We start from the raw sequence: 24,284 nt of genomic DNA on the forward strand, positions 1-24,284 counted from the left end.
TATTTAAGGTGTGAATTTTTAAAGTGGATTTTTAATATTTAGTTTAATCTTATTTTTTTGGTTTCTTAATTAAACAGATCAATCTTTACAGATATGGTTAATGATATGATATTTAGAATAGTGACGATGTTTTAATAGATTATTTGTTAAAGCCTAAAGGAATATAATATGAAAATTAAATTTATGATTGGCATTTTCATTATGATAATTATGCAAGGTCATGCTTATGCTTTTGCAGGAAATTGTAAAGCAAACAACGGACGTACAGGATATATACAAGGCGTTTATATTGGGGTAGATGATGGTAATGATGGTAGTGTTACTTTCAATTTTTTACCCAATGGTTCAAAAAAAGAAGTAACAATCTCTTTTTATAATTACGTAAGTAGTAAACACAATGTAATACTTCCAGATGATATTGTGGCTGCCGAAAATACACGGGCTGCTTTTTCACTTTTATTAACAGCCTATTCCTCTGGGTCACCGATAAAAATTATGAGGTGTTATAAGGACGGGCTTGTGGCGTTTGGAATGGGACAAAATAGGCTTTAAATAGGATACATTATGGCGATAGGACGGGGATGATATCGGTTTAGACATCCCTGCCTATGCTGTTTGGTACTTTTGTAATGCTGCCCGGCTTTCAAGAGTGCTACCGCCGGTCAGTAATACACTGTTACGGATCAATTCCAGTGCATTGCGCAAAGCACTACAGGCCGGATTATGATAAATAGTGATATCTGCTATTACACATTATCTTTCTGTTTAGCGGAAGATCCGGCCCATAATTAAAGGATTATTAAAACGACAGGCGCAGTGCCAGTGCAGACAACGTCACAAAAAGAACCGGAATGGTCATCACGATCCCGACGCGGAAATAATAACCCCATGAGATAATGATATTTTTCTGCGCGAGAACATGCAGCCAAAGTAACGTTGCCAGGCTCCCAATGGGCGTGATTTTAGGTCCCAGATCACTGCCAATAATATTGGCGTAAATCATAGCCTCTTTGATAACCCCCGTGGCCGTACTGGATTCAACAGAAAGTGCACCAACCAGAACGGTAGGCAGGTTATTCATCACCGATGATAGAATTGCTGTCAGGAAACCGGTGCCCAGCGTCGCTCCCCAAAGACCGTAATCAGTTAAGGTATTCAGTATGCCAGACAGCACATCGGTGAGACCGACATTACGCAAGCCGTATACCACCAGATACATCCCAAGTGAAAAAATAACGATTTGCCAGGGTGCCTTTTTTAGTACGTTACCCGTATTGATCACATGACTTCGGCGAGCAACCAGCCAGAGGACAAGAGCGGCGACAGCGGCAACCAAACTCACAGGGATGCCTAAAGGCTCAAGGGCAAAGAAACCCGTCAATAACAGGGCAAGTACAATCCAACCGGTTTTGAATGTGCGCACATCACGAATAGCCTCACGCGGTAATTTCAATTTCGCAACGTCATAGGCTTTCGGAATATCTTTGCGGAAAAACCAGTGCAACATGGCAAGCGTAGCGGTGATAGCAGCGATATCAACCGGTACCATTACTGAGGCATAATCATGAAATCCCAGTTTGAAGAAGTCAGCAGAGACGATATTCACCAGATTGGAGACGATCAACGGTAAACTGGCCGTATCAGCAATAAATCCTGCGGCCATGACGAATGCCAGCGTGGCTCCCCGGCTGAAACCTAGCGCCAGAAGCATAGCAATCACTATCGGTGTCAGAATTAACGCCGCACCATCGTTTGCGAACAACGCAGAAACACTGGCTCCGAGCAAAATAATGTAGGTGAAAAGCCAGCGGCCTCTGCCTCCTCCCCAACGTGCAACATGCAGGGCTGCCCATTCAAAAAATCCCGATTCATCAAGCAACAGACTAATGATAATAACAGCGATAAAGGCTGCCGTTGCGTTCCAGACAATTTGCCACACTACTTGAATATCACTGACATGGACAACACCCGTGATCAAGGCAAGTGTGGCACCAATGACAGCACTCCAGCCAATGCCAAGCCCCTTTGGTTGCCATATCACCAGAATCAGAGTCAGAATAAAAATTGCCCCTGCAAGCCACATAGTTTTCTCCTAAATATACATATGTGAAAAATCGAATTTGTTTGAATAAATTTTTTGTTACTGACAGACAGATTTGCCGCTTGTTGACGGGTTGATCTTCTGAAGTCGCGTACTCAACTGAGCTATCTCAGCCTGCTGACATTGAAAAGCCTGTTCAAGAACATTGGCTGCCCAGACAGGGATATGTGGAGACAAACGATAGTAAATCCACTTGCCTTCACGTCGATCTAGAAGTAGCCCGGCTTCGCGAAGCATGGCCAGATGGCGCGAAGTTTTAGACTGCGGTTCCTGAAGTGCCGTTGAGATATCGCAAACACACAGCTCGCCGGTCTCACGTAGCAACAACATGATACGAAGGCGCGTCTCATCCGAAAGATATTTGAAAAAATGAAGCGGGGTAAGCTGAGTCATAAATACTCCTAATGAAGAAACGCGCGGGGTGCGTAGTGGCGGATGCAGGGCAGCAAATGCCGAAAGCACGTGAACCACGACTCTGGCCCCATATTCCGGTCTGGCGATGATACACAGTATGTCTCTCAGGCCTGTAGATTTTAGCGTTAGAGCTGTTTGGCCCGTCCCTGCCTTTATCATGGATGGCAGGAATGAGCCGGTGGAATTTATCAGATTATTCCTTTCTGGGTAAAGGTAATTCGTGTCGCTTCATTCAAGTCCATGGTCTTCATGGCTTCTGGTGATACCCACTCAATTTCCTGAAATTCTTCGTTGAATGTAATGTCTCGGTTGGTACTTATACAGTCAAAGATGAGGTAAATCATGTAAATTTCTTCTGTGGTGCCATCCGGATACGTTTTAATCCGGATATCATCACGAAAAGCCCAAGGTTTCACTTCTGTTATTTTCAGAGTATCACCCAGCTCTTCCCTGATTTCTCGTCTCAGTGCTGCTTCCATTGTTTCATTGGGCTCCATTCCTCCTCCGGACAATGCCCACTGACCCGGGAAAACACCACGATCAGATGCCATCTTACAAAGCAGGTATTCTCCATTATTCTGAATGATAGGACAGACAATTGTTCTTTGACGCATATCACCTCCGCAGCATATTTATTTTATTGATAACTATATCAGAAAATTCGTTAATATTATCCGGGCCTTGACAAATCATCACTCTGTTCCGGAGATTTTTGGGAAGGTTATTCAAAAAGTATTGATACTCATCATGCCAGCCTTTTATCCATTTAATTTTTGTCACTTCATCAGGAAACTCCTTGGGGCGGATGCCGTGAGTTTCATCAGCATGTAAATGTTGAAGAGAATGTTCTGCGGAATAATTAAGGAAAACGATAAGGTCTGGTACAGGAATAATATGATTTATTTCTTCCCATAATTGCATATATGCTCTGTGATGTGATTCATTGATATACCCCGTCTTCAGCATGAAATTAATAAATATGTAATCTTCAAGGTGAGAACGCTCCATTACTAGGTTAAATCCCTTAGCAATCCAAGATATTATTAGCAAAGCCCGTTGGATCATAAAGTTGAGTTGTATTAAATAACCGTAGTTATTGGTATCCTCAAAAAGATACTGCAGGAAAGAATGGTGAACACTTTTTTCGTCAATGGCGATGGTATATGGATCATGTTGAAATAGGGATGAAGATAGTCGTTTAAGCAGGGTACTTTTGCCCACACCTGAGTTTCCAGATAGACATATATATAGTGATTTTCTTTCTAGGTTTCCTTCTCTTTTGTCTACGGACCAAGGGTCCATATAAAGATAATCATATTTCATGCTGTAAATTCCCTATTATCCAACCAAAATCGATTATTTTCACATTTATGCATGATTTCACTATTCCCGAAAATTGCCTGAAAAATTTTTTCTGGCGGGTCAACCAGCATATTACCAAGCAGAGTATAGTTTTCACCATCAGGAATAATAATATCAAAATTTGGTTCCATGACGACATTGGCTTTATCACGCTCTTCAAAGGTAGCCCAGCTTATTGGCATGGCTGGATACTGTTTTTTCAGTGCTTCCATTTTGTAGATAAACAAATCGGTTTCTATTTCCAGTTTATCTCTTTTTTCTTTTCCGACCCCTAATGGGCAGAACTGATAAAATCGCCATGCCTGAATTTTATAAGGAAGATTCTCAATCCAGCTAACAATATCGTTTAAGGTATTAATATTTGACTGGGAAACAACTGTGGTTAGTTTTATATTAATATTGTTATGTGCTTTAGGGAGCCACATCAATATATTTTTGATAACTCTATGTTGATTGCTCATTTTACCACTGCGAATATCCGTATTAACTTGTTGGTTAATACCGTCAATTGGCATTCCCACCCAGTCTAAAACAGGGTTTAATCGCTTATGATCCATCATGAAGCGATGTCCAACTGTTGATAAGTAGGTCATAAATCCAATGTTTTTTGCATATTCAATTAATTCAATAAAGTCTGCTCTTGAAGTAGGTTCCCCTCCTGTAAAACCTATACGACGGAAGCCCATTTGATACATCCGGTCAATGACAGTAAATGCGGTGGTGAGAGGAGAGTCTTCTATGCCTGGGTTTCGGAAGCATAGATCACAATCAAGATTACAATGTGAGGTTATTCTGAAGTCCATAAGTAGGCTACTAATGTCCATAAAGCATCCTTATATGATTAATGAAAAATCCCAATAAACACTACATTCTGTATGGTTATTAACATTAAAATACTCTGTAAGGAATAAAATTCAAGCAGTAACATGCTTTTTTTTCAAAAGAAGTGATGTACAGAGATCTGGATCAATATTTGTGAGATTCACCTTGAAAAGGAAATTTTTTTCATTAAATACATATATCACGATACTAAAATAATTAATTAGGTATAAAATGATAGAGGTAAACTTACTACAGTTTGATAAATGAAATGATTTAAAATTTAAAGTAAACACAAAAATAGTTTAATGGATATAAAATAAGCATGGCATTGTATAACTAAGCAAAGGAGGTGAGTATGAAAGCAGTTATTTTCGATATGGATGGTGTACTGATAGACTCTGAGCCACTATGGAAAAAATCAGGTATGCTAATTTTAAATCATTATGGTATTCCTATCACTTATGATGAAATGCTCAGTATGGCAGGTATACCAGTATCCGGTATGATAGATAGAGCTTGTCGACTTTATAATAAAAATAATTTAAATAAATCTAAAATTGAAAAAGAGCTTTTTCATAAAGGGGTTGAATTAATTCTTACGGAAAAACCAATTATGGATGGGATAGTCGAGTGCTTAGAACTATTAGTGAAGAGGAATATTAAAATTGGCATTGCTTCTGCTTCTCCATTATCCTTCTTGTTAAAAATAGTTGAACAATGTGGTATTGATAATTATTTTGATTATATATCCTCTGCTGAGGATATGGCATATAATAAACCCCACCCAATGGTTTATCTAAACGCCGCAAAAAAATTGAATGTTTTACCTACAGAGTGTATAGGAATAGAAGATTCAAAAACCGGTATGATTTCAGTTAAAGCTGCCTCAATGAAATGCATAGTGATACCAAATAATATCGAATACAATCACGCATATTGGGATGTTGCTGATTGGAAAATAAAAAGCATACATGAATTGGAGAATATAATTTAATTAATTGTAACTAAAAAATAGCTCTTAGTGTTTCAAATGAATAGAGAGCTTAGTTTCATTATTCTTTCATTCGACTAATAAAATTTAATATGCGACTGATATTGGTTTCCATGAGGGAATATACAGGCTATTAAGAATTGAATATTTCAAAGTAGCTTGAGGTAGGAGTATGATGATGTTACCTTACGGCGATGTAACCTTCGCTATTAATGTCTAATATTGGGTACAAGCTGTCCAAGGGGCGGTTTTGCCCCTCAGGACCGTTTCAACGGTCAGTTTTTTTAGTCAGCTCAGTAGCTGGGGCTTGTAACTGTTTCTCGTCCATCTTTTCACCTGTTTTATTTAATAAATAAACTGTATAAAAAACAGAAAATTACGAAAATTTAGAAACAGGTTCTTTGAACTGAGAATACCTAGCGTTACGAATTACTCTTAAGCGCTTTGTTAGCCAACATTTTTTTACTTAGTTTATCCATTTCTCGGTTTATCTTATCTAAGAGGTTTGTTATCTCTTTGGACAACTGCTGATAGTCATCAGTTATCTGTTCTTGGCTTTTATTAGCTAAGAAGAACAACTTTCTTGAAGTCTGAGTAATTAAATCAACATGGTGGGCTTGGGGATTTATAGTATTGACAGAGACCCACCTATTTATTGATTTTGCTGTTAAACTAAACAAAGGTTCCTTATACAAGTTGAAACTGTTTACGATTTTTACAACCTCACGCTGAGATTCTATTCTGTTTCTAAACTCACTCATAGCTTTGGTTTTCCTTCATTCATCAAAGATTTCATCCAACAATTTATTTCTGGAATACTATTAACTGCAATTTTTATTTCAGAGTCTGTAAGGTTAGAGCCAATTCCTCTTGTGCATAGTATTCTCGCGGCCTCTAATATACGAAATGGCTCATCTTCAATTGAAATGCTAAGCTCTCCTAGATTTAAGCTAGAGCGTCTGGAAAAGTTAGGGTGTTCTAAATGTGAAAGTGAGTAACATGTCGCGAAATTTCTAATAGCCAAAAATATCGTAGAAAGATCGAACACTTGAGACAGCGAAGACTCTTTGATTGATCGGTGAGCTGCATTAAATATCTCATAGAACTTAAAACAATCAGAGTCTCCATCTAAGTACTTATTGGGACTATCTAAATCTTCTAAATAATTGTAACCATCTTGTGAAAAAACTAACTTCGATTCTAGATGAAGATGCCAAGCAAAAGGATTGCCTTGCTCCCATAGTTCATTTATTCGTTCATACGAATAAATTGAATAATCTGAGGGATTAATGTTGTTTAATTGCCCGTTGGTAATGACCAACATGTCGATATCAGAGCCTAAATCAATATCTCCCCGACATACTGAACCAAACGCATAAATATGCACAATTATCTCCTATTGAATCGTTTAATGATAATTGACATAAAGAAACCAAACATGATTAATCTAGTAGCAAACATTAAAGCTAAAAAAGATCCGGGATATTTTGTTGTTCCATTAACACCAAATAGAATTTGAGGTGATTTTACAAATGAAGACCAATAGTTATTTACAATGTTAGGATCACCAAATTTGAAAACATCGTATATGGTGATAATTACTAACATCAATAATACGGCTCTAAATAGCTTGTAAGCACTTTCACCGTTACCCCAAATGAAGTCAAGCAGTTTAAATTTCAACCATTCCGTAAATAGACTAGCCCTAACGAATCCTTTATATTTCTTTCTATAATAAGATTCTTTTGAATGCCATGCCTTATACAAGTGCTCTTCTGTAGCTTTCAATTCAATGTTAATAGCCTTGTTAGCTGCTTTGGCATCACCAATTTGCTGATAGTTTGTTCTTAAAGACCGTGCAAACTTTAGTTTAAGGTTTTCTGCACTTGGACAACCTGTAAGCAAAATGTCTGTATCAATCTGAGTTTTCTCGAACATCGTATAATCAAACTTGCAACCATTAAAAGCAGAGCCCACAAGGTTACTATTGATAAATCGACAACCCGTAAAGTCGCAAGATTCGAATTTGCAGTTTCTCAGATATGCCGCATCAAATATACAGTATCTAAAATTTACATCTATAAATATCATGTCTTTTGCAACAACCCGAATGAAGAACGTATTGATATAATTATTTTTAATTTCTTCTCCCGTAAACTTCTTGTCAGTAATAGTTACTCTTTCACTGTTTTCTAACATATATTTCAACTCTAATTTAAATTGGTTATAATGATGTCCAACACCATATGAAAGTCTATTCGACAATCTCAATAATGGTGTCCGTAAGCCAACTTTTCAACTCTAGTTGCTATTCTGATCACAGCGTGTATAAACTAATACAATCAATTTCCACAGGACACTGTTGTGTCTGTATATTTCCCTTTATTTTCTTTACTTGATTGTGCCATGGTCTGGGGCATTATTAGATCTAACGGTAGTAAAGTTCATTATCGACACATTACCTTTGTTTTTGGTATTTCTGTAGCATGAATACACTGCTTAATCTTTGTATTTCCTGATTGAAGAACTTATCTTCAGTAAAATTACAAGAAAAGGCTTCGAGCATATGGTTTATGAGAGATTTCATGTCAGTACTGGTGAGTAGTTGCGCTTTAATCAATATCTTATAAGCTGCTGAAACCTCATTAAACTCATGCAATACTCATAACAGCCAATCTCTATTGCATCAATGATTTCACTAGGTACGGTAGAGAAGTCCATATCACCCGTTTCAGATTTTCTCTGCATATAGAGACAGACTTCTTCTAATAAGTCGAATGGGAAATTATCCTGATACTGATTAACATAGTCGAGAAGCACTTTTCTATAATATTCGGCATTATTATTTCCTATTAAATCAATGTATTCTGAAAGTTCTGTACCTTGTATCCATGATTTCATATTTTGTCCTAATGTAATATTATTCCAAGTCACTATATGTTAGGTATCATCTGAACTAATATACTTAAATCTAGCCAATCAATTGTCCTTGTACGTTTGCGATATCAATTGACACAATGCAACCTGCATTAAAATGTAGATAGTCATCTTCGATACCATCAGAAAAAATCACGCCATTTTCAGGCATCAACGATTCCAATTGCAACGGTGAACGCTCCTCAATTGTGCCAAATACTAGCTGTATGCCCGTTGTTTTACTGGGAAAAGGCTCTCGTACACTGAATTGAAGCTTTCTCTCCCCCCAACCATATCCCTGAGACAAAGGGTGATAATCTGCCCCCATGATGGCCTGAGCTCCCGCTAAGATAGACTGAAACCATCCAGTTGAGCCTAATCCTGTTGAAACAATGATGCCAGATGAAGATTGGAGTTCTTGCTGCCCTTGCCACTTGATCATATAGCGCGCTGAAGTGTGGCTTTTGGGGCCAATAAACAAGTCATTCACCGCTAATAATGTCTGACCATCGTTTGTAGTGGCCTGAGCAAAGGTAACGGATTTATTTGGCATCTTCTTTTTTATTGTACTCATAACAACATTACGAAGCTGACCAATATCAAAAGGTAATAACTTACCGTCCCAGCGGGTAGGGTCAGGGTTAATGGCAATGACGGGTTGACCATTTAAATATTTCAATGTATTAGCTACCAGACCATCCTGTCCTATTACAATCACGATATCGTGAGAAGAAAACTGATAGCTCGGCAGTAATGATCTTTCTAGGAGTTGGAACCGTCCTAACGCTTTAAGGACGGACTCTGCTTGGATTAACTGTTTTTGGTAGTGGTCATGTTCTGCAAGATAATCATCGGATTCGACATTATTATGCTCCAAATAAAATTTCGCCTGTGGCCATGTATTGAAACGCTCGATCAGTTCCTGTAATCGGGTTTTTCGGGTAACTAAGATAAAGCGAATATTCTCCATCCCATTCATGCTTTAGTCCCTTTTTTCATCATTTGACCAAATAAATCAGGAGAGATATTTAGTTCACCGATTTTGCCTGCATTCTGTGCCAAAGATTCAAATGCCATTGCTACTAACTGCTCTGGATTCATTTTAGCCAGTGCCATTGCTTTCAAGTTCTCAACAGGCAACTCGCGATAAGCTTTCATTTTCGCTTCGATAGCATAAGCATCTGCATCTGACTGAGTTCGCTGATTGTAAACACGTAACGAGACAAGTTCATTGCGCTTCGCTTCTGCATTCACTTCTGCAATGAGTTTTTCTTGCTCAATTTCCGCTCTTTCGCGTAACAGAGCTCGTTCGTTTTCCAGACGCGCCTCTTCGATTTCCTGCTGTTTGTTCTGTACAGATAAATCCGTTTCTAACTCCGCCTCTCTGATCATGCGTTCTTGTTCGACAGAAAATTTTCGTCTGGCATAAATAGCATCGTCGGCTTCCTTTAGTATCGACTCCCTCGCTTCAGCTTCAAGAGCTTTTAAGGTTTCTGGCGAAGGTGTGATTGCAGCAATCGACACATCGATAATATCGATACCGAGAGTTCCTAATGCTGACTGTGTATTCAGTTGATTACTTAAATGGATTACCAATAACTGGCTCATTAATAATGCTTCACGCATTGATGTGGTTTGGATTTTTGCCTGAATCAATGTTTGTGCACTGCGTACCACTTTATCACTCAGTTTTAACGGGTCTTCGGAAGCATAAGATTTACCATCTTGCGTCAAGTTGTAATTCAGTACACCCGCCGTTTTTTCGGGGGCTTTTATCTGAAATGTGATTTGGCCTTGAATACGTAAGCTTTGGAAATCCGCTGTTTGAAGATTAAAAATAAACGGCGCTTCTAGGGCATTCAATGGTAATGCCGCAATAGAGGTTGTTGTCGCGTTGTACCAAAAACTGATCCCTTTACCTTGTTTAATTACCTTGCCATTGACCGATTTAATGACGAAGGTAGATGAGTCTGCTTTGAAGTAATTAATGTTAAACATAGCTATCTCCAATTAGTGTCCCTATGACAATAATTGAATATTGTCTTATTGACACTAATCAGTCAAGGATTAAGTGTCTTAATGACAAAATATTTTTTTAACGTATGATCGTCTTCATGGATAACCAAATGACTCAGTGATAATTAAGCCAATGAATGAAAGTGAATATTTAACCCACTACGATAGAAAGGACTACCTTTCACCCCTTCTTAGTGTTGATGCTGTGCTGTTTACCTATCATGATGAAACCTTGAAAGTGCTTCTTGTTGAACGCGCGAACCATCCCGATAAAGGTATGTGGGGGCTACCGGGAGGATTTGTTGATGAAGATAAGGACGGTACACTTGAAGAGACGATCTTAAGGAAGTTAAAAGAAAAAACAGGCGTGATCCCTCCTTATATTGAGCAGCTATGTACTGTTGGTAACAGCCAGCGCGATAAACGGGGATGGTCTGTCACTGTATGTTATACCGCGCTGATTGCTTATCAATCCTGTGAACATCATATTGATGCTGTCGAATCCGTTAAATGGGTTCCTATTGACGAAATAGAAAAAATGTCGCTGGCCTTTGACCATACGCAGCTGTATCAGCAAGCGCGGGAGAGACTACAACAGAAATCACTGTATTCCATCGTACCAGGATTCGCGCTACCTGAAGTTTTTACGCTGACAGAATTACAGCATGTCCATGAAGTGCTAATTGGCAAAACATTACAAAAAAAATCTTTCAGACGCCGTTTAGAGCAGGCTGACTTATTGATTGATACGGGTAAAAAACGCCATGAGAGAGGCCGCCCAGCTAACTTGTACCGTCTCAAGGCGGAATCTGCCGATTACCGCTTTATCCGTAACTTAGAGTTTTAATCTATCTACAAATATAATCCAGCTATGGTGACCAATGAAAATTGGTGCTCATAAATAATGAATTAGCCCCACTCACTTACAGTGGAGCTAATTCATTTTTTTACCTTATCTAACGAGTAATATCAGAGCTATTCACGCCAATAGTATGATTTTGAACTATAACTTCAGCCAATTCGCATATTGTCGGATGAGAAAACAGCAGTGCGAGCGGGATTTCCATATTCTGTTTCCGCATACGGGATAATAATTGTACCGCTGTTAATGAATGGCCTCCCAGTGCAAAGAAATTATCATGGCGACCTACTTGTTTCTGTTCCAATAATTCCTGCCATATCTCTGCCAGTGCAATTTCTACATTACCAAGCGGTGCCTGATAGGCTACAGTAGCAGGTTGAGCTGAAATTTGCATAGCTGGTGGCAGATCAGTCTGAGCGGCAGTAAAGTCCTCCAGTAATTTCCGGTGTTCAGTGGTAGGCAGAGTAGAAATATCCATAATCGGTTTTTGGGGCTCATTTTCCAGTGCGTGTACCAGATCGGACAACGTTGTGGTCATACAGGTAATCAGATAAGCAGGATCAATTCCCGCAACTGACTGAGCACTCAGCAGGAAGCCTTTACTTAAATCATCCACGGCAAGATAAAGAGGATAATTCGTCCTTTCCTTGCCGGTGACCAGATGTATGCCTTCCCATAGTGTGTTGGTGACATTTGGCTGGCTATGACGATAGTTCAGCAGCGTATTAAAAAGTGGCAGAGGCGGTGCAATGTTGCTACAGCGCTGTGCTTGTGCCAGTGACGCTTGTTCGTGTTCAAGTAACTGTGTCAGGCTGCGATAGGTGGCTTTCACGGTTTCCTGAACACTGTTTTTTGCCAGCCGGATACGCACAGGCAGGGTATTAATAAACAGTCCCAGTGTTTGTTCAATACCGGCATTTCCCTGCATTCGTCCCAGCAAAACAGTACCGAAGACCACATCATCCCGCCCGCTTATTTTTGCCAGTACCTGTGCCAGTGCTACGTGGAATAATACGCCGGGGCTGACTCCCTGACGGCTTGCCTGCTTACGGACGGCTCTGGACAGAGATGCACTTAGTGGTTTAATGACCTCAGTTATCTGCCTGTTTTCACTGTAGATATCCAGTATCCCGAAAGGAGCGGTAGGCGTATCCACATCGGCAAGCATTTCACGGAAGAAGGTTTCATGATCTGCTATCGGCATGTGCAGGGACTGGGCAATAAAGTCACGATAAGGCAGTGCCGGAGGCAGTGGTTCAATGCGTTGGTGCAGAAGCTCCCTGATTTCAGCAATGATATGATCCAGCGACATATGGTCATTAAGTATGTGGTGACAGCAGAAAGCCAGCAGCCACTCACCCTGATGCGGATCATAGGCAATATCGGCGGAGAATAACGGTGCACGGCTGATATCAAGGCGATGCTGACAAGGCTCGGTGTACGCTAGCAACTGAGCCGGAATGTCTTCGCTACTATCTGTATCCGGTATAAAGGTCTTGATATGCAGGGATGCCTGACGCCAGACAACCTGTACCGGCTGAGCTATCCCTTCCCAGCAGATAGCTGTGCGCAGGATATCATGGCGATTAATGAGTTGTTGTAAAGCGTTCAGAAAAGCATCAAGGCGTTTACGGCTATCGAATGCGATCAGGGTATGTAGTAGATAAACATCTCCCTGCGTTTGCATCAAATGATGGAACAACATACCTTCCTGTAATGGCGCAAGAGGGTAGATATCCTGAATATTGGCGGCTCCACCGGGAATGCCAGCAGCAATCAGATCAATTTCATCTTGTGCCAGAGAAACCAGCGGCAACATGTCAGGCGTAATCGCGGTACAGTTATCAGGGATCAGGTTAGGAGGGATGGCGAATGTCTCTGGGTTATCCTCCGTGACTTGCATCGTTTTTGCCATTTCAGCCAGAATCGGCGTGACGAACACCTCACGGATATTAAGACTCCAGCCACGGCTGCGTAGTCGTTCGACTAAGTTGATAATCATCAGTGAATGACCGCCCAGTTCAAAGAAATGGTCATAACGCCCGATTTTTTCCAACCTCAATAATGCCTGCCAGATCTCAGCCAGTACCATTTCTGCTTCACCCTGCGGTTCTATATAAGTCCGGGTAACGATAGCATCCAGATCCGGTGCAGGCAGTGCCTGACGGTCGAGTTTGCCATTAGGAGCCAGTGGGAACGCATCCAGTATTACAAATGCGCTGGGCAGCATATAGTCAGCAAGGTATTGTGCAAGTTGTCGGCGTAGCTCTGCGGGCTCCGGTTTTGCATCGGGTTCAGCGATAAGATAGGCAACAAGGCGTTTATCATTCCCTGTTTTTGAATAAGAACTCTCTTCGCGGGCCAGTACGATAGCTTCACGTACACCCTGACACTGGAGCAGTCTGGTTTCAATCTCGCCTAACTCAATACGGAAGCCGCGGATTTTAACCTGAAAGTCATTGCGGCCGAGGTATTCAATATTACCGTCAGCGCGCCAGCGAGCCAGATCACCGGTCTTATACATACGGGCATCGGGTTGCTTGCTAAAAGGATCAACAACAAATTTTTCGGCAGTCAGCTCCGGTTGATTTAAATAACCCCGCGCAACACCCATGCCCCCAATGTGGATTTCGCCACTTACACCGATAGGAACCGGTTGACCAAATGTATCCAGAATATAGATGCGGGTATTGGAGAGCGGGCGCCCAATCGGGATACTGTGAATGATGGGGGAAATATGATCATTGCTGTCCATCATCATTTCCCTGTTGACCATTATCGCAGTCGCAGTAATGGTGATTTCTGTCGGGCCATAAGCGTTGAACCAGCGGCAGTTTGCTGTTTCCGGGCATGAAAACCAGTCTATTAAACCGCGGGGTTCTACTTTATCCCCTCCAACGATCAGAGTATGAATGCAGGAACTGAAACCGCTGCGTCCGGCTTTTATCTCCTGTCCCCAATGATGCCAGAAAGCAGTCGGCACATTAATGATCGTGACTTTCTGTTCACGTATGAAATCGACAAAAGTGTTGTCCGGTACTTTGAGGTGAGAGGGACGAAGTACCAGCGTAGCGCCGGAGGCCAGAGTAGGAAAAATATCTGATACTGAAATATCAAATGCGAAGGTAACAAACTGAAGCACACGATCTCCCGGCGCGGGTTCACTAATTTGACAGTGAGCGCCAATAAGGCTGACCACATTACGGTGTTCGAGCATAACGCCTTTCGGCTTTCCGGTTGAACCAGAGGTGTAAATGATATAAGCCAGATGATGTGGCTGAATTCCCGTTTGCTGGTGGTCAGGATTATCGGCAGATTGTTTTTGCATACCATCCCGATGAGTTTCATCATCCAGTAACCAGATGGGGATATTTTGTATCGGTAAGCGCGTTTGTAGATGTTTCTGGGTCAGTAATATGACGGGCTTACTGTCAGTGAGCTGGTATGTCAGCCGTTCTACGGGATATTCCGGATCAAGCGGAACGTAACCGGCACCTGCTTTTAAAATCCCAAGCAGGCCAACAATCATATCCAGCCCCCGCTCAACATGAATTGCCACCCGATCATCAGGACGAACGCCAAAGGCAATCAGGCTGTGGGCCAGTTGATTGGCGAGGCGGTTAAGTTCGCCATAACTCAATGACTGTTCTTCAAAGATCACTGCCGTTGCATCGGGTGTGCATTGTACTTGTTCTTCGAATAGCTGATGAATCAACATATTCTGTGAAAGACCGGTAACAGGGTTTTGGGTTGGTTTATTACACTGAACCGGTGGAATATCGTTGAAATCAGTCAATAACTGCTGACGCTCGGCAACAGATAACATCGGTAGGAAGCTAATAGCCTGCGTTTCATCTAATGTCATGGCTGTCAGCACATTGGTGAGATAGCCCACGATGCGTTGAACCGTTGCTCTGTCAAACAGACTTGATGCGTATTCCAGATAACCGTTGAGTCCATCCTGAGTTTCAGTCAGTGCCAGTGTCAGGTCAAAATAGGCGGTGCTGTGCGGCTGTTCCATTAATGAAACGGATAATCCCGGTAACTTGATGGAGGGTTCGGTTGTATTGTTCAGTGCCAGCATAACCTGAAAGATCGGGTTATGGCTCAGGCTGCGTTCAGGATGCAGAATTTCCACTAACTGTTCAAAAGGCAGCTCCTGATGAGCGTAAGCTGCAAGCGAGCGCTCACGGACATGGGTGAGTAAATCGGCTACGGAGTGGCACTGTTCAGTTTCGATACGTAAAGGCAGGGTATTGACGAAAAAGCCAATTAATCCTTCGAGTTCACTGTGTGAACGATTGGCAACGGGTGTGCCGATAACGATATCGTTTTGCCCACTTAACCGGGTAAGTACAATTCCCCAGGCAGTGAGCAATGTCATAAACAGAGTTGTGTTTTGACGTTGTCCGAGCGCTTTGAGTGCAGAGAGCAAATCAGTACTCAAGTGAACAGGAATATGATCCCCTGTGTAATGTTGCTCTGGCGGGCGTGGGTAATCAGTAGGAAGAGACAGTAGTGCCGGTGCTCCCTGAAGCTGGTTTTGCCAGAACGCTTTTTGTACAGCGAAATCCTCGCATTGTAGCCATTTTTGTTGCCAGACAGCATAGTCAGCGTACTGGATAGAAAGCGGGGACAAGAAAGTCTGACTTTCTCCCAGAGCAGTGGAGTAGAGCGCACTAAGTTCGCGGAGCAATATGCCCAGTGACCAGCCATCAGTAATGATGTGATGCTGGATCAGGATCAGTACGTGTTCTTTATCAGACAGTTGTAGTAACTGGCCCCGAATCATGGATTCACTGGCGAAATCAAACGGTGTCTGTCTTTCGATTTTAACCAGTTCGTTGATGCGGCTCAGGCGGGCTGTTTCATCTAAACTGCGTAAATCGTGATGAGTCAGAGAAAACCCGGTATTCGCGTTATCGATATGCTGATAAGGCTGTTCATCCACCAGTACAAAACGGGTACGTAAACTTTCATGTCGGCTGACGAGATGGTCAAGTGCTGTTGCAAACGCAGCATGATCGAGATGCCCATCCAAACGCAGGACAGTCGGAATTTGATAGGCCAGACTGATTTCGCTATTAAGACGGGTAAGAAACCACAGACGCTGTTGCGAGAAAGAGAGCGGCAGGAGCGGATCGCGTTCAGCGGGGGTAATGGTGGTTTGAGTTGTCACAGAAGTATTAGCGATCAGCACAGCTAAATCAGCCAGAACAGGATGAGAAAAAATCTCCTGTAACGGTAGTTCCCGCGCCAGTTTCTGGCGTATGCGCGTGGCAAACTGGATGGCGAGCAGGGAGTGACCGCCTAACTCAAAGAAATTGTCATAACGCCCAATTTGCTCCAGTTTTAGCAGTTCCTGCCAAATTTCGGCCAGTTCTGTTTCGGTTGCTCCGATAGGCGCCTGATAATGACGAGTTACCCGTGCAGCCTGATCCGGCATTGGCAGTGCCTTGCGGTTGAGCTTACCACTCGAGGTTAACGGAAAGGTATCAAGGATCACAAAGGCACTGGGCAGCATATATTCAGCAAGGTGTTGTGCGAGTTGTTCTCTTAGTTTTGCGGGATCAAGATTTGTATCAGGATCTGCAAGCAGATAAGCAATTAACTGTTTATCACCCACTGCTTTTTCACAATTAGCGGCTTTTTCATGAGAATCGTCTTCCCGGGCAATGACAGCCGCTTCACGTACACCATGACATTGTGCCAGTTTCGCTTCGATTTCACCCAGCTCAATACGGAAACCGCGTATTTTGACCTGAAAATCGTTACGACCGAGATATTCGATATTACCATCAGGTAACCATCGAGCCAGATCGCCGCTTTTATACAGACGGGCATCAGGATCTGAAGAAAATGGGTCAGAAATAAAATGCTTATCCGTTAACTCAGGGCGGTTCAGATAACCACGGGCAACAGCGACCCCACCAATATAAAGCTCACCTGAAACACCAACAGGAACCGGGTTTTTCTGATTATCGAGCAGATAAATACGGATGTTATCGATGGGTTTTCCGATAGGAATGCGACCAACATACTGATCCGACACACATTGCCAGGCCGTGACATGAATTGCCGCTTCCGTCGGGCCATATAAATTATGTAACTGGCAGTGGGCAAAATAGGACAGACATTTCTGCTGTAAGGCGTAAGGAAATGCTTCCCCACTGCATAAAATATGACGCAAAGAAAGACAACGACCGGCGGGGATCGCACTGAGAAAGAGCTGTAGCATTGAGGGCACAAAATGGATGAAAGTAATTTTGTGTTTTTCTGTCTCTGACAATAAATAATGTGGATCTTTATGGCCTTCCGGACGAGCCAGAATCAGCCGGGCACCAAACATCAGAGGGGGAAATAACTCCCAGACCGAAACATCGAAACTGAATGGTGTTTTCTGCAAAATCCGATCTTGCGGCGTTAACTGATACGTTTTTTGTGCCCAGAATAAACTATTGATAACAGCACAATGTTCATTCATCACCCCTTTTGGCACTCCGGTTGAACCAGAGGTATAGATCACATAAGCCAGATGGCGTGAGGTTAACCCCAGAGTGTCAGGGTCTGGATTACGGTCTGGCATGCCTGTTAGCAAGCATTCACAATTGCTCAGATTGACAATAGGTATGCTATCGGTCAGCTGATGAGTGAGATTAACAAAGGGTGTTTGAGTGAGCAGGGCAACAGGTGCCGAATCTTCAAGCATGTAAGCCAGACGTTCAGCTGGCTGGTGAGGGTCGAGCGGAACATAAGCCCCTCCGGCTTTCATAATTGCGAGCAATCCTACGATCATTTCCAGACTGCGCTCAGTACAGATGGCTACCCGATTGTCAGGACGTACACCGAGGGTCAGCAGATAATGAGCTACCCGATTGGCCTGACGGTTTAGTTCGGCATAACTTAACGACTGTTCTTCAAAGATCACCGCAATCGCATCAGGCATGTGCTGAGCCTGTTTTTCAATTGACTGATGAATAAATTTTTGCTGGGAAACGGTAACTGTATGGAGGGGAAATACCAAATGCGGATAAGGTTGTGTTTCCTGATAGGATTGTGTTGTGTTGAAATCCACCAGCAGTTGTTGACGCTCTCTGGCTGGCAAAATCGAAATATTCAGAATTGGCTGGTGGGGCGCGGTTTCCAGCGCATTAACCAATCCCGTCAGGGCGGTGGTCATATAGTTGATCAGACGAACGGGTTCTATATCTGATACGCTCTGAGCAACCAGACTGAATCCATCGCCCCAGTCATCCACAAACAGACCAAACGGATAGTTAATTCTCTCTTCCTGCATCAGCAAACGAATCCCTTCCCATTTATTAAAAGTAAGGTTCGACTGACTATGACGATAGTTAAGCAGGGTGTTGAAGAGCGGTACAGAGGGCGCCACGCCGCTACAGTTCTGAGCCTGTGTCAGAGTGGCCTGTTCGTGTTCCAGCAATCTTATCAGACTGAGGCTGGTTTCCTGAATCGTCGCCTGTACGCTGTTATTCGCCAGTTTAACCCGGATAGGCAGGGTATTGATAAGCAAGCCCATCGCCTGATTGATACCGGTACTGCCCTGCATTCGTCCTAATAAAACTGTACCGAATACCACATCATCGCGCCCGCTGACTTTTGCCAGAACCATAGCCAGCGCGGTATGAAACAGGATACTGGGGCTTATTCCTTGACGTTTTGCCTGTGTACGGATAGCTTTGGCTAGTTTGGCATCAATAGGTTGTCTGGCCTCTGCGATTTCTTTATTTCCGCTATGAACATCCAGTATCCCGAAAGATACCGTTGGTTCCTCCACATCAGAGAGGACTTCACGAAAATAGTCTTCATGAGCTGAAGCCGGAACATTCAGCGCTTGGGCAACAAAGTTGCGGTAAGGTAACACCGGGGACAGTTTTTGAGTATGACTGCCTAATAATGTGCTGATTTCACTAATGATACTTTCCAGTGTTACATGGTCACAGGCTAAGTGATGGATACACAATGCCAGTAACCATTCATCCCGTAGTGGATCATAAACAATATCAGCAGAGAATAGCGGAGCCTGACTGATATTAAGGCGATACTGATGAGGATCAGTGTGTGCCCGTAATTGTTCAGGAATATCCGCTTCACTATTTGTTAAATGACACTCTGGCGAAAATGTCTTAATACTCAGAAGGGCCTGACGCCAGACAACCTGAACGGGTTGTTCCAGTCCTTGCCAGAAGATAGAAGTATGCAGAATATCGTGACGGTTAATAACCTGTTGTAAGGCTGACAAAAAGCTGTCCAGTCGTTCACGGCTGTCAAAGGCGAGCAAATTGCGTAGCAGGTAAGTATCGCCCTGTTGCTGCAACAGATAATGGAACAAAATCCCTTCCTGTAGCGGAGTGAGCGGATAAATATCCTGAATATTGGCAGCGCCTCCGGGAATGGCAGCAGTAATGGTATCAATCTCATGCTGAGACAGGGAAACCAGAGTCAGCATGTCGGGAGTAAGGGCAGTACAGCCGTCAGGAATGAGATTAGCGGGTACAGTGAATGCAGGTATGTTTTCCTGCTTTATATTTCCCTGAGTGGCATACTGCTGAACTGAGAGCATCGCTTGAGCCATCTCATTCAGTACTGGTTTAGAGAATACAGTCTGGATGCCGATAACCCAGCCCATATTCCCCAATTGCTCTATCAGACTCACCGCTAATAGTGAGTGTCCGCCCAGTTCGAAAAAGTGATCGTAACGGCTGATATATTTCACGCCGAGCAATTTTTGCCAGAGTTGGCTCAGCACTGTTTCAAGCTCTCCTACGGGAGCCTGATAACTGCGTGTGACGATTGAAGTGTGATCGGGTTTGGGCAGAGCTTGTCTATCCAGTTTTCCACTGGTTGTCAGAGGAAAAGCATCAAGTGTTACAAAGGCACTGGGTATCATATATTCGGCAAGGTGCTGCGAGAGTTGTTGCCGGAGCGCCATGGGTTCCAGTCTGGCATTGGCTTCAGGCAGCAGGTAGGCGATCAGATGTTTTGATACTGAATTATGTTCATCTGGTGTGTCTTGATCGGCAATCTCTTCATAAGAAGGGTTGTCATAAGGCAGTACCACGGCTTCGTGTACGCCATCACACTGATGTAGCCTCGCCTCGATTTCACCCAGCTCAATACGCAGGCCACGCAATTTAATTTGAAAATCATTGCGGCCGAGATACTCAATTCTACCGTCAGGCAGCCACCGTCCCAGATCGCCGGTTTTATACATACGAGCCCCGCAATCAGCAGAAAACGGATCGGAGAGAAAACGCTCGGCAGTCAGTTCGGGACGGTTCAGATAGCCACGGGCAACACAGGCACCAGCGATATAAATCTCTCCTGTAATATTTGGAGGAACGGGCTGGTGGTATTTATCAAGAATATAAATTTGGGTATTGGCGATGGGATAGCCGATTGGAGGTGCTTTGCTTTCCTGACTATCACATTGGCCAAAGGTGGCACAAATGGTCGTTTCTGTCGGGCCATAGGCATTGATCATCCGTCGTCCTTTCGCCCAGCGCTTAACCAACGTAGGCGGACACGCTTCCCCTCCCACGAGCAGAGTTTGCAGCGTTGCAGGAAGAGAATCCACTGTTGCCACTACACTGGGGCATAACAGTGCAAGAGTAATGGCATGAGTTTCTAAATAATGAGACAGGATTTTTCCGGGCAGAAGGTCTTCCCGTCTGGCGAGGTAAAGTTGCGCTCCGGCTAGTAATGCCATGCAGAATTCCCAAATACAGGAATCGAAACTATTTGAGGAAAATTGTAAAACCCTGCTTTCTGGCGTGATGTTAAGTTTATTCTGCTGAGTCGTAATCAGATTACACAGGCTGCGATGCTCAACCATGACACCTTTCGGCTGACCTGTTGAACCGGAGGTATAAATAACATAAGCCAGATGACGGGAAGTGAGTCCCTGTGCCTGAATATTCGGGTTTTCTGCCGAGCTTTCATCTAAAACTGAATATGGCGGGTTATCAAGCAGTATAGTTGGTAGGTTCTTATTCCATTTTTCTGTTATTGCTGATTGAGTCACCAGTGCGACAGGCTCTGCATCATTGAACATATATATCAGCCTGTTGCTCGGATAAGCCGGATCGAGGGGCACAAAGGCACCACCAGCCTTGAGGATCCCCCATAACCCGACCATCATTTCCAGACTGCGTTCAATACAAATAGCGACTCGATCATCAGGCCGGATACCAAGCTCAATCAGGTGGTGTGCCAGACGATTGGCTCGTTTGTTCAGCTCGGCATAGGTTAATGACTGGTTTTCAAAAACCAGGGCAATCGCATTCGGAGTGCGTTGTACTTGTGCTTCGAACAACTGATGAATCAGGGCATCCTGCTGAAATTTTGCCTGAGTGGCGTTGAAATCCACTAATACCTGCTGACGCTCGATATCGGGCAGAATAGGCAGGTTAACTATTTTCGTATTTTTTAGGGAGGGTGTTTCCAGTGTAGTGAGAGCGGCATCAAGCAGAACGGCAAGGCGGGAGCGGAGTGTTATTAATTCCTGATGGCTCAGATAATCAGGAGAAGCATGGAGTTCAATGGAAATAGGAGGGGGGGTATTATTAGAGCGGGAAATATCTGTATGTTGCTTTATTTTGACAGTCAGCGGATAAGGTATACCGGATTGCATGTCAAAAAGTTTGACTCTGTTGTCCTCTCCTTCTATCAGAAAATTAGCTTCAATCGACTCCAGAGATAAGGCGATATGAAATAACTTCGTGTTCTCTGCTTTTTGCCGGGAATGGCGTTGCCGGTTAAGTTCTACCATCGGGAAGCGTTGATGTTTATAACAACACCGCATTTCAGCGGCGACTTTATCCATGACATCATGAAACGTATCTTCCGGCTCAATGGTGATACCAATCGGAAATACAGCCACAATCATCCCTACTGTCTGCTTTTGTTGTGGATTTTTACGATTATGTAGGGGAATACCGATAACAATTTCATTGATATCGGTTGTCCGCGCAAAATAGCAGGCCAGAACGGCATACATGAAATGCAGGAGTGGCAGTTTCCGCCCGCCAATAGCCTCTTCTATACGCTTAAAAAGATCCTGATCCAGTGACCAGATAACAGATTGTGCGACAACAGGTGTGGATGGTTTATCACCGGCCGGATTATGGGATTGGACGGGTTTGAGTAATGGAGGAGGCAATCTTTCATACCGCTGTAACCAGAATTGCCTGTCATAAGAATAGTGTTCTGAAGCAAAGTAATTGAGTTCATCTCCAACGAAATCCAGATAAGAGAAAGTAACCTTATCCGGTATTTTTCCTTGCATCAATCGGTTATAGGTATCGAGAAGTTTTTCAGAGAGTATAAACATACCTGCACCATCAATAATCAAATGATGGCCGCAGAATTGCCAATATCGGCAGGTATTACTTATTTTCAGTAAACTGGCTCGCCACAGCACATCATCCAGTTGAAACGGACGCATCAACTGAGCATCCATATGTTCTTTTACTTTGAGTTCTACATCATCGGGATATGATGACAAATCGAGGATATCCATGGTCACAGATTGTGGCCTGACAACTTTTTGCGCGGGTAAGCCGTGTGTACTGATAAATTGCAGATTCAGAGAATCATTACTATAAACAACCTGTTCAAAGGCGCGGACAAATACTTCTTCATTCAACTCTCCTTCGACACAGATAAATATGTTGATATTGTAGTCATAAGAATCAGGCCGAAGCGCCTGATCAAACCAGATGGCCTGCTGCGGAGAGCTAAGAGGATAGGTATTCGAAATAGGTTGATGGCTATCACGAACTGCTGAGGAAATTTGTGAAGAGTTCTCATGTGACATTCTCATTTCTCCTTGGTAAGAGTCTGGCTTTAATTCTTATCCATTTGAAAAATAGATGTATATCGCCTTAGGCTAACCTTGATGCAAAGAAACGTAATAAGGCTGGATGACGATATCCATGTAAAATACTTAACGAACTATAACTTCAGAAAATTAAATTAACTGAAATTAATATCAGATGTCGATATTTTTTGTTGAAGAAAAGTTAATTTTAAGTGTATGTACTGTGAGGAGTGAGGCTCGGGCAAAGCGAGCCCCGGAGGTTATTTTCGGTTCAGAGAATAGCAGATGAGGGTTGAGACCAAGGCAAGCCCAGCTAAAATTAACATCAGAACCTGATAGCCTTGAGCTAATGCATCAAAACGGGCTAATAAAAATACAGCAAAAGCGATACCGCAGGCTCCTCCAACATTATGGAGAGTCCATGAGGTTCCCATAGCAACTGCTGCTTGTTCACGAGGTAAAGCACTTAGTGCAATAAGTGTCGATGGCCCAAGGATTGACCCCCATCCCATGCCAAATAGCATCAATGGGGCAATAAACCACCAGGCATTAACCTGAGTTGATGCAAACGCAAGCAAAATTGCAGCAACGACAAATAAAAATAAGCCAGCTAAAATAACGCGGGACGGGCCAAATTTCTCACTGCGATTGCCTATCCAGGGGGAGGTTAGGGCGAACATGATTGTCGCGGGTAACAGGAACAACCCGATTTCAATATCATTTTTTCCCAGCGGCCCAGCGAAAAACATAGGCAATGTCAGCAGAACGATGCAGTAGAAGAAAGCAAGGAAAAACGTAGCAAGTAATGCTGAAATAAAATGCATAACCTTTCTCAAATTTTAATCTTTTTAATAAATGAAAGTAGTATTATCAAATAAAAAAATAAGACAAATTAATGCATCTTATTTTTTATTTTAAAATGTCATTAATTTAATTATAGAGCAGATCACTCTTTAAA

At 42.8% G+C, this 24,284-nt stretch carries 16 protein-coding genes; 3 read left to right on the top strand and 13 right to left on the bottom strand.

The window, feature by feature from the left end; all coding sequences use genetic code 11:
• The first annotated feature begins 168 nt into the window (after positions 1 to 168).
• Positions 169 to 552, top strand: a complete 384-nt coding sequence (locus tag AACX38_RS16315) for a hypothetical protein (protein ID WP_228864948.1) — start codon at positions 169 to 171, stop codon at positions 550 to 552.
• Positions 553 to 799: 247 nt separating this feature from the next.
• Here AACX38_RS16315 and AACX38_RS16320 read toward each other — a convergent pair whose 3' ends face one another.
• The 5 genes from AACX38_RS16320 to AACX38_RS16340 form a co-directional block, all read right to left on the bottom strand.
• Complete coding sequence (locus tag AACX38_RS16320; protein WP_228864949.1) at positions 800 to 2,083, bottom strand: arsenic transporter; 1,284 nt, start codon at positions 2,081 to 2,083, stop codon at positions 800 to 802.
• A gap of 57 nt (positions 2,084 to 2,140) precedes the next feature.
• Positions 2,141 to 2,494: a metalloregulator ArsR/SmtB family transcription factor gene (locus AACX38_RS16325; protein ID WP_228864950.1), complete on the bottom strand. Its 354-nt coding sequence runs from the start codon at positions 2,492 to 2,494 to the stop codon at positions 2,141 to 2,143.
• 209 nt (positions 2,495 to 2,703) lie between these two features.
• Positions 2,704 to 3,129: a nucleoside triphosphatase NudI gene (gene nudI / locus AACX38_RS16330; RefSeq protein WP_228864951.1), complete on the bottom strand. Its 426-nt coding sequence runs from the start codon at positions 3,127 to 3,129 to the stop codon at positions 2,704 to 2,706.
• 1 nt (position 3,130) lies between these two features.
• The gene (locus AACX38_RS16335) at positions 3,131 to 3,838 is read right to left on the bottom strand and encodes a deoxynucleoside kinase (protein WP_228864952.1); all 708 of its coding nucleotides are present in this window, start codon (positions 3,836 to 3,838) and stop codon (positions 3,131 to 3,133) included.
• Complete coding sequence (locus AACX38_RS16340; RefSeq protein WP_228864953.1) at positions 3,835 to 4,701, bottom strand: radical SAM protein; 867 nt, start codon at positions 4,699 to 4,701, stop codon at positions 3,835 to 3,837. Before AACX38_RS16340 ends, AACX38_RS16335 begins: the two co-directional genes overlap by 4 nt.
• Before the next feature lie 353 nt (positions 4,702 to 5,054).
• On the opposite strand from AACX38_RS16340, the gene hxpB reads away from it, so the two are divergent.
• Positions 5,055 to 5,693 (top strand): hexitol phosphatase HxpB, encoded by a 639-nt coding sequence (hxpB, locus tag AACX38_RS16345; RefSeq protein WP_228864954.1) that lies wholly within the window; start codon positions 5,055 to 5,057, stop codon positions 5,691 to 5,693.
• A gap of 419 nt (positions 5,694 to 6,112) precedes the next feature.
• On the opposite strand, the gene AACX38_RS16350 is transcribed toward hxpB, so the two are convergent.
• From AACX38_RS16350 to AACX38_RS16375, 6 genes are all read right to left on the bottom strand, one after another.
• Entirely contained in the window at positions 6,113 to 6,451 is a 339-nt protein-coding gene (locus tag AACX38_RS16350; protein ID WP_228864955.1) for a hypothetical protein, read from the bottom strand.
• Positions 6,448 to 7,077 carry a nucleotidyltransferase domain-containing protein gene (locus AACX38_RS16355; protein WP_228864956.1) on the bottom strand — a complete coding sequence of 210 codons (630 nt, stop codon included), beginning with the start codon at positions 7,075 to 7,077 and terminating at the stop codon, positions 6,448 to 6,450. The genes AACX38_RS16350 and AACX38_RS16355 overlap by 4 nt, the downstream gene beginning before the upstream one ends.
• 2 nt (positions 7,078 to 7,079) lie before the next feature.
• Positions 7,080 to 7,889, bottom strand: coding sequence for a pentapeptide repeat-containing protein (locus AACX38_RS16360; protein WP_228864957.1), 810 nt, complete (start codon positions 7,887 to 7,889; stop codon positions 7,080 to 7,082).
• Between the two features lie 417 nt (positions 7,890 to 8,306).
• Positions 8,307 to 8,591, bottom strand: a complete 285-nt coding sequence (locus AACX38_RS16365; RefSeq protein WP_228864958.1) for a hypothetical protein — start codon at positions 8,589 to 8,591, stop codon at positions 8,307 to 8,309.
• A gap of 70 nt (positions 8,592 to 8,661) precedes the next feature.
• Positions 8,662 to 9,585 (bottom strand): sugar kinase, encoded by a 924-nt coding sequence (locus AACX38_RS16370; RefSeq protein ID WP_228864959.1) that lies wholly within the window; start codon positions 9,583 to 9,585, stop codon positions 8,662 to 8,664.
• On the bottom strand, positions 9,582 to 10,604 hold the full coding sequence (locus AACX38_RS16375; RefSeq protein WP_228864960.1) for an SPFH domain-containing protein: 1,023 nt from the start codon (positions 10,602 to 10,604) through the stop codon (positions 9,582 to 9,584). The genes AACX38_RS16370 and AACX38_RS16375 overlap by 4 nt, the downstream gene beginning before the upstream one ends.
• Before the next feature lie 151 nt (positions 10,605 to 10,755).
• On the opposite strand from AACX38_RS16375, the gene AACX38_RS16380 reads away from it, so the two are divergent.
• Positions 10,756 to 11,469 (top strand): NUDIX hydrolase, encoded by a 714-nt coding sequence (locus AACX38_RS16380; protein ID WP_228864961.1) that lies wholly within the window; start codon positions 10,756 to 10,758, stop codon positions 11,467 to 11,469.
• 109 nt (positions 11,470 to 11,578) lie between these two features.
• On the opposite strand, the gene AACX38_RS16385 is transcribed toward AACX38_RS16380, so the two are convergent.
• Positions 11,579 to 23,323 (bottom strand): non-ribosomal peptide synthetase, encoded by an 11,745-nt coding sequence (locus AACX38_RS16385; RefSeq protein WP_228864962.1) that lies wholly within the window; start codon positions 23,321 to 23,323, stop codon positions 11,579 to 11,581.
• Between the two features lie 263 nt (positions 23,324 to 23,586).
• Entirely contained in the window at positions 23,587 to 24,150 is a 564-nt protein-coding gene (locus AACX38_RS16390; protein WP_228864963.1) for an MFS transporter, read from the bottom strand.
• Between the last annotated feature and the right edge of the window lie 134 nt (positions 24,151 to 24,284).

The sequence above is a fragment of the Xenorhabdus sp. PB30.3 genome (genome assembly GCF_963895965.1).
Taxonomy (GTDB): domain Bacteria; phylum Pseudomonadota; class Gammaproteobacteria; order Enterobacterales; family Enterobacteriaceae; genus Xenorhabdus; species Xenorhabdus stockiae.